The following is an 8,027-nucleotide window of genomic DNA, read 5'->3' on the forward strand; positions in this document are numbered from 1 at the left end:
GTCAAGATTCATTTCGCAAAACCCCTATCTGCGCAAGCAGGTAGGGGTTTTGTCTTTAAGTAGAAGCCATAGAAATTCGCGGGCACGTCTTCAGGACGGGCCGGCACACAGAATTTCTTGACGACCATAGAGCATTGGAACCACCTGATCCCATCCCGAACTCAGCAGTGAAACGATGCATCGCCGATGGTAGTGTGGGGTCTCCCCATGTGAGAGTAGGTCATCGTCAAGATTCAAACCCAAAGCCCCTGTCTGCATCGCAGACAGGGGCTTTGTCTTTTCGGGTCAGAATTGATAGCTGACCGTTGCGCTGACGTTGCGCTCTTCACCCATGTAGCAATAGTTCAGGCTGGCACATGAGGTGACGTAGCTCTCATTGGTGAGGTTGTTGGCGTTCAGGCGCACATCCACCCCCGTCAGGCCAACCTTGCTGAGGTCGTATCCGATCGAGGCATCAAACAGCGTGTAGGAGGGCACCTTCATGCTATTTTCCGCATCCACCCAGCTGTACCCCACATAACGTATCCCACCGCCCAGTCGCAGGCCGTCCAGCGGCCCCTGGCGGAAGTTGTAGTCGGCCCACAGCGAAAACATCTGCTTGGGTGCCTGGGTGGGCGAATTACCCTTGTTGTCCAGGTTTGCTGCCACCAAGCTCGGCATCGTCTTGGCATACTCGATGTCGGTAAAGGTGTAGCCGCCCAACAGCTTGAGGTTGTCGGTCAGCTGAACATGCGCCTCCAGCTCCAGGCCTTGTGAGCGTACTTCACCCACCGGGCGGTAGAAGTCTTCGTTCGGCTGCTTGGAGGCCAGGTTCTCCTGCTCGATACGGAACACCGACGCGGTAAACAGGTTGTCACTGCCGGGCGGCTGGTACTTGATACCCGCTTCCCACTGAGTGCCCTCGGTCGGTGCCAACGGCCGGCCTTCCTGGTCGGACACGGTATTGGGGTTGAACGACTCCGAGTAGCTGACATAGGGTGCCAAGCCGTTCTCGAACAAGTACAGCACGCCCGCTCGGGTGGTGAACTTGGAGCGCTGATCGTTGACCTTGGTGTTGCTGTCGCGATTCTCCTCGGAGACCTTCACCCAGTCCTGGCGCAAGCCCAGCGAGAAGCGCCATTGGTCCAGCTCGACCAGGTCCTGCAGGTACACACCCGTTTGCTGCAGGCGGCGCTGATAGCGGTTTTCACCGAGTACCTGGAGGTTGCCATTGCCATATTGAGGGTTGCCCGCATCCAGCGGGTCGACCGTGCCGTAACGCCATTCCACGTCGGCCTTGCGGCGCTGGTAGTCGGTGCCAAGCAGCAGGGTGTGCTTGGCCGCGCCGGTGAAGAACTCCGCCTGCAGCATGTTATCGATGATGTACGAATGCAGGCGCTCGTCGCCCCCGGTGTAGGCGCGGTTGAGGATGTTGCTGTCGGCGTCGGCCCAACCGGCCGAATACACCTGGTCCATCGTCACGTCAGAATCCTGGTAGCGGAAGTTCTGCCGGGCGGTGAAGACGTCGTTGAAACGGTGCTCGAACTGGTAGCTGAACGACTGCTGGGTACGCTCGTAGTTGTCGACCCCAGGCTCACCTTCAAAGAAGTGGTCTGACAGGCGCAGCCCGTTGCGCTTGTGCAGCATGCCGTCAGCCGGGTTACCCCCGTGGTAGCCACCATTGGGGTCGTGCTGCAGGTATGCCTGCAGTGTCAGCGAGGTGTCTTCGGTGAAGTCGATGCTGATAGCCGGTGCGATGGCGTAGCGTTCTTCCTTGTTATGGTCGAACTGAGTGTCAGAGCTGTCCGCCAAGCCTGTCAGGCGATAGGCAATATGCTTGTCGTCATCGACCGGGCCGCTGAAGTCGAAGCCCATGCCACGCTGGCCTTGGGTACCGACGGTGGCCTGCACCTGATGGAAGGGCGTGAACAGGGGCTTCTTGGTGGTCAGTGCCACCAGGCCCCCTGGCGAGCTGCGGCCATAGAGTACCGAAGAGGGCCCTTTGAGGATGTCGATGCGCTCCAGGAAGTAAGGGTCCACTTGCATGGTGCTGTAGGTGCCGTTGTCACCCATGGACTTCAGGCCGTCAACGTAGATGTTGTCGACCGAACCGTCGTTGAAGCCGCGCATGGCCACATAGTCGTAACGGTGGGTGGCGCCATAGGGGTTGGTCAGCACCCCAGGCGTATAGCGCATGGCCTGGGCGACGGTCTGCGAGCCCTGGTCATCTATCTGCTGGCGAGTCACCACCGAGACCGACTGTGAGGTTTCCACCAGGGGCATGCTGGTCTTGGTCGCCACCTGGCTGTGGGTGGCGTTGTAGCCATCCATGCTGCCCAAGGCATTGCCCAGGGAGAAGCTACGGATATCGGTGTCTGGCAGCGACAGTGCGGCGTTGTCTGGCTGGGCCCGCAGCACATAGCTGTGCCCACCCTGGCTTACGGCCTCCAGGCCGCTGCCATTGAGCAATTGGCGCAGCGCCTGATCGGCCGAGTACTGCCCTTGCAAGCCACGGGATTGCAGCCTGTTGGTCAACTGCGGTGTGCTGGAGAGGGTGATCCCCGCCTGACGGGCAAACTGGTTGAGCACATCGTTCAATTCGCCGGGCGCGATCGCATACTGCTGGCTGACCTGCGCGGCTTCAGCGGCCAGGGCTTGAAGGGGCAGGGCGCTGATGCCCAGTGCGGTACCGAACAGGGCTGCCCGAACGGCCTTGCGCAGGCTGGCTGAATTCAAGACAGGTCGAAAATCATTCTCGTTAGTGCGGTGAGTAGAGGTAGAGACAATGGGCATGAAAGCGTCCGTTGAAAGGTTGAGGGCAGAAGGCGTTGCTTACTGTCCTAGCCGTATCGATGCCCAAAACCCGCCAAAAATATCCCCGCGGGGGTGAAGTCAGGCCATGTGCTCGACGCGGATCCACCAACGTGTGCGTTGGCGAAGCCTGACCGGGAGCGTTTTTGGCAGCAGTTGCAGCAGTTGCTCCGGGTCGTCCAGGCGGAACACACCGGACAGGCGCAGATCGGCAATGTCATCGCTGCAAGCCAGGTAGCCATGGCGATAGCGGCTCACTTGCGCGAGAAAATCGTGCAAGCGCATGTCGCGGGTCACGATCAGCCCTTCGCTCCAGGCCGTGGGGTCCATATCCACGCGATCCAGGCGTTGTGCACCGCTGGCATCCAGGCGCCAGTGCTGGCCGCTGTCGATCCATTGCACCTGGCCATTCCCCGGCCGGTGTATCGCCACCTTTCCCTGGCTGACGCTGACGCGGGTGCAGTCGATATCCTGGCGTACCACAAAGCCCCCATTGAAACCTTCGAGCAAGGCCTCTTGCGTCTGTACCAACAGGGGGCGCGTCTGATCCTGCGCTTCGCTGCAGGTGAGCATCAGCTCCCCTTGCTTGAGGTGGACCAAACGCTGCTGCTGGTCGAAGGCCAGGTCCACCGCACTGCGCGTGTTCAGTTGCATCAATGAGCCATCGGGCAAGTGCAATCGCCGCCGTTCGCCAGTGGCAGTGGCGTAGTCCGAAGCCCAGGCGCTGACGCTATCGAGGTCTTTAACCAGCCATGTGGCCGAGCCGACCAAGGCGACGCCGCCAAGCAACTTGAGCGCCTGGCGCCGGTGCAGGCGCCGTTGGCTGGTTTCCAGGGTGTGCAAGGCAACCCCAGCGCCGGGGATGGTGCGCAGGTCAAGGTCCTGGTGCAGGTGTATCACCCGTTGCCAGGCCAGTTCGTGCTCATGCCGCGCGCTACGCCACTGCTCGCATTGCTGCAGCAGGGCAGGTACCGCTCTCTCGCAGCCTGAGCAGCCACTGAATGGCTTGCTTGACTGCTTTGGCCGACGGCGCGACTACTGTCATCGCGCGTCTTCAAAGCGCAGCAGGTAGCAATGGTAAAGCGCATCGGCGATATAGCGCTCGACGGTGCGTACGGATATGCCCATCTGCTCGGCGATGGCCTGGTGTTTCAGCCCATCGCACTGGGCCAGCAGAAAGGCGCGGCGCACCTTTGGCTTGAGCCCGTCGAGCATGCGCGCGATACGCTCCAGCAGCTCCAGCAGCACTTCGCGGGTCTCGGCCGAGGGGGCCTGTGTTTCCGGCAAGTGAGCCAGGGCTTCGAGGTAGGCCCGGTGCAGTTCTTCACGGCGCCAGTGATCGATCACCAGCCCACGTGCCACGGTCCGCAGAAACGCCCTTGGCGTGTTCAGCTGTACCTGCTCGCGACGCTGCAACAGCCGCACGAAGGTGTCCTGGGCCAGGTCCGCGGCATCGGCGGCATTGCCCAGCTTGCTGCGCAGCCAGGCATGCAACCAGCCGTGGTGGTCACTGTAGAGCGTTTGCACGGAGTCATTGGAAGGCATGGAGGAGGGCGCTGGCTTCAATGGACATGAATGATAATTAGTCTCATTGTTTGCGGTGCCGGGCTAATTTGCAACCGTCTCATGCCGGCCTGTTATCGTGCCAACTGCGAATCCAGGTAAGCCCTGATCACGTGCGCGCCGGAGTTCAAGTGCTTCTCCAGCACGGCGATGGCTTCATCCACCAGTTTGTCGCTGGCCGCATCCACCAGCGCGTTGTGATCGTCCTGGGTGAGTTTCCCCAACCCCATGGAGGAAAGATGAAAGCGCAGAAAACGCTCTTCTTCGTTCAGTTCGTTCTCGATCAGGCGCAACAGCTTCTTGTTTGACGCCTTGCTGTACAGCGTCATGTGGAACAGGCGGTTGAGGCGGCCGAGTTCGGCGTGGCGGGTCTCATGCTCCAGTTGCAGGATGTAGCCGCGGGCACGGGCGATGTCGTCGGCATCAAGCATGGGAATGGATTGGCGCAGCGCCTCGCTTTCGAGCAGAACACGCAGGGCATAGGTGTCCACCGCGTCCTCGCCGATCAACGGCGCAACCACAGCGCCCTTGTGCATCTCCACTTTCAGCAGCGATTGCGCTTCAAGTTGGCGCAAGGCCTCGCGCACAGGCATGCGGCTGACCCCGAACAAGGTCGCCAGCTCTTGCTGACGCACAGCGGTGCCTGGCGGCAGTCGCCCATCAAGAATGGCGCTGCGCAGGCGCTCTTCGATAACAGCACGTGCCAGGTGTGGGGGTAGCTGTTCGCTAGCCAGCACGTTGCTCAGTTTGATTTTCTCGGCCACGCGGAGTCTGCCTCGACCATAACGAAAGTTGGATCCAATGACACTAGTAACAGGCAAGGGGGCTTGTCAAACCGTCAGCCGCATTGGAGCGGGTGACCCAAGGCCGCGGCTATGGTGTATGAAGTCGCCTGGCAAAGGAAGCGGCACATAGAACGAGATAGCCACAAAGTTAGTATGGCCCACCCCCAGGTTGCGTGATTGCAGGGTGCCATTGTCTTTTGCACAGCCAGGCCGCACCATCGCTGCTTTCGACTGGTCTGAACAGGTCTTCGCAGTGGCGATATCCTGGATGTTCAAAACCGCTGTGCGACGTGTCGGCCTTGCCGCGCTGCTGGGTAGCTTGCTACTGGGCGGTTTGCACGCGGATTGGGATTTTTCCCAGATCAGTCGCAAGTCGCAGGCCCTGTATGGCCCGCTTGGCGCAGGGCAGGGGCGTATCGACGCCTGGCAGAACCTGATGGCCACGCAGAAGCAGGCCACCGAGCTGGAACGGCTGCAGGTGGTCAACCGCTTCTTCAACCAGCAACTGCGCTACGTCGAAGATATCGACCTGTGGCATGAGGTCGATTATTGGGCCACGCCGGTCCAGGCACTGATCAAGGGGGCGGGTGATTGCGAGGACTACGCTATTGCCAAGTATTTCAGCCTACGGCGCATGGGCATCCCCAGCGAAAAGCTGCGTATCACTTACGTCAAGGCGTTGCGGCAAAACCGAGCGCACATGGTGCTGACCTATTATTCAAACCCACAGGCCCAACCGTTGGTGCTCGACAGCCTGATGGATGCCATCAAGCCGGCGAGCCAGCGCCCAGACCTGCTGCCGGTATATGCCTTCAATGGTGAGGGGCTGTGGCTGCCAGGCGCGGCCGGCAACAAGAAGGTAGGCGATACCAAGCGGCTGTCACGCTGGCAGGATTTGCTGAAAAAAATGCAGGCCGAAGGGTTCCCGGCCGAGCCGGTTTACTGAAGGAGCACAGATGTCACTGTTCAAACAATTGCTGTTGGCCATTTGCCTGTTCCTGGTGGTCGCCTTCAGCGGCAGCTTCATGGTCAGCCTGGAGAGCTCGCGCAGCCAGTACGTCAACCAGCTGCGGTCGCACGCCCAGGACGCAGCCACTGCCCTTGCCCTGTCGCTGACACCCAACATCGACGACCCGGCGATGGTCGAACTGATGGTCAGCTCGATCTTTGACAGTGGCTACTATGCGAGCATCAAGGTCGTCGACCTGGGTTCCAATGCCGTGTTGGTGGAGCGCCATGCCGAGCCTGACCGGGGTGGTGTGCCGGCCTGGTTTGTCCACCTCATAGGCCTTGAAGCGGCCGGTGGTGATGCCATTGTCAGCCGCGGATGGCAGCAGGCCGCCCGGGTGGAGGTGATCAGCCACCCAATGTTCGCCATCGCCAAGCTCTGGCAGAGCGCCTTGGGCAGCCTGGGCTGGTTGCTGCTGTGCGGTGCTGCCAGTGCGGTGCTCGGCGCGTTGTTGCTGCGCCGCCAGTTGCGGCCACTGGACTACATGGTCGAGCAATCCCATGCCATCGCCCGGCGCGAATTCCTCAGCCTGCCAGACCTGCCGCGCACACCCGAGCTGCGCCGTGTGGTGCAGGCGATGAACCAGATGGTCGAGAAGCTCAAGGCGCTGTTCACCGAGCAGGCCGAGCGCAGTGAGCGGTTGCGCACCGAGTCCTACCAGGACAGCCTCACCGGGCTGTCCAACCGCCGCTATTTCGAGATGCAACTCAATACCCGCGTCAGCAACATGGAGGAAGCCCGGGCCGGTTACTTGCTGTTGCTGCGGGTGCAGGGGCTGGCAGGCCTCAACGCGCGCCTGGGTGGGCAGCGTACCGACCAGCTGTTGCAGGCGGTGGGCGAGCAACTGCGCCGTACCTGTGCCAGCTACCCAGAAACCAAAGACCTGATTTCGCGCAGCCGTGGGGGTGAGTTCGCCGTGCTGGCGCCGGGTATGGTGCACGAGGAGGCCGTACAGCTTGCCCAGGCGCTGGAGGCTACCCTGCAGAGCCTGCACGAGACTGGCGCCAGTGATGTCAGCCCGGTCGCATGCATCGGCATTGCGCCCTTCAGCCCCGGCGATGCGCCACAGGCACTGCTGAAACTTGCCGACGAAGCCCTGGCCCTTGCCGAAAACCAGCCGGCACCCGGCTGGGTCTGCCTCGAACAGGGTGCAGCTGCGGTAGCGGGCGATAGCCATCATGCTTGGCATGAGCGGCTCGACCAGGCATTCGCCAATGGGCATTTCGAGCTGTTTTTCCAACCGGTGGTGGACTGCGAAACAGCCCAGCGGGTGTTGCACCACAAAGTCATCTCGCGCTTGCACGATGAGCAAGGCGAGGCACTGCCCGCCGGGCGCTTCCTGCCTTGGCTGGAGCGCTTCGGCTGGATGCCCCGCCTGGATGTGCTGGTGCTGGAAAAGGTGCTCGCCCACCTGCGCAGCCATGGTCAGATGCTGGCGCTGAACCTGTCCGCAGCAACCTTGGCCGACCCCAAGGCGCTGCAACGCGTCTACGAGCTGCTAAGCCAGCATGCGGCGCTGGGCCCGCGGTTGACGTTCGAGATCGGCGAAGAGCAGCTGCCCGACCAGTCTGCCCTCGAGCAACTGACCCGACGCCTGCACGGGCTTGGCTTCGGGCTGGCGCTGCAGCGCTTCGGCGGCCGTTTCAGCATGATCGGCAACCTGGCACACCTGGGCCTGGCGTACCTGAAAATCGATGGCAGCTATATCCGCAACATCGACCATGAGCAGCACAAGCGCCTGTTCATCGAAGCGATCCAACGCGCGGCACACAGTATCGACCTGCCGTTGATTGCCGAGCGGGTCGAGACGGAAGGCGAGCGGTTGGTACTGCGGGAGATGGGCGTGGGTGGTATTCAGGGGCAGCTGGTGGGTGAACCTG

5 protein-coding genes, 1 rRNA gene and 1 pseudogene are annotated in these 8,027 nt (G+C 61.5%); 3 read left to right on the forward strand and 4 right to left on the reverse strand.

Annotation, left to right across the window (positions count from 1 at the left end; translation table 11 throughout):
• The first annotated feature begins 116 nt into the window (after positions 1–116).
• A 5S ribosomal RNA gene (gene rrf / locus NP534_RS24050) occupies positions 117–232 on the forward strand.
• Between the two features lie 53 nt (positions 233–285).
• Here the strand turns inward: rrf and NP534_RS24055 are convergent.
• From NP534_RS24055 to NP534_RS24070, 4 genes and pseudogenes are all read right to left on the reverse strand, one after another.
• Positions 286–2,700 carry a TonB-dependent siderophore receptor gene (locus NP534_RS24055; RefSeq protein WP_274100364.1) on the reverse strand — a complete coding sequence of 805 codons (2,415 nt, stop codon included), beginning with the start codon at positions 2,698–2,700 and terminating at the stop codon, positions 286–288.
• A 171-nt stretch (positions 2,701–2,871) separates the two neighbouring features.
• A pseudogene (locus NP534_RS24060) lies at positions 2,872–3,835 on the reverse strand (FecR domain-containing protein).
• Positions 3,832–4,335: a sigma-70 family RNA polymerase sigma factor gene (locus tag NP534_RS24065; RefSeq protein ID WP_274100360.1), complete on the reverse strand. Its 504-nt coding sequence runs from the start codon at positions 4,333–4,335 to the stop codon at positions 3,832–3,834. The pseudogene NP534_RS24060 and the gene NP534_RS24065 overlap by 4 nt, the downstream one beginning before the upstream one ends.
• Positions 4,336–4,427: 92 nt before the next feature.
• Positions 4,428–5,117 (reverse strand): GntR family transcriptional regulator, encoded by a 690-nt coding sequence (locus NP534_RS24070; RefSeq protein WP_274100361.1) that lies wholly within the window; start codon positions 5,115–5,117, stop codon positions 4,428–4,430.
• 205 nt (positions 5,118–5,322) lie between these two features.
• Here NP534_RS24070 and lapG point away from each other — a divergent pair, with 205 nt between their 5' ends.
• Positions 5,323–6,084 (forward strand): cysteine protease LapG, encoded by a 762-nt coding sequence (gene lapG / locus NP534_RS24075; protein WP_274100362.1) that lies wholly within the window; start codon positions 5,323–5,325, stop codon positions 6,082–6,084.
• 10 nt (positions 6,085–6,094) lie between these two features.
• The coding region (gene lapD, locus NP534_RS24080; RefSeq protein WP_274100363.1) for a cyclic di-GMP receptor LapD at positions 6,095–8,027 on the forward strand (1,933 nt) is incomplete at its 3' end.

It is taken from the genome of Pseudomonas sp. 39004 (genome assembly GCF_028682155.1).
Classification (GTDB): domain Bacteria; phylum Pseudomonadota; class Gammaproteobacteria; order Pseudomonadales; family Pseudomonadaceae; genus Aquipseudomonas; species Aquipseudomonas capeferrum.

Bases quoted from the DNA above. Each gene is read 5' to 3' on its own strand.
- NP534_RS24065 (WP_274100360.1), bottom strand. From the start codon at position 4,335: ATGCCTTCCAATGACTCCGTGCAAACGCTCTACAGTGACCACCACGGC.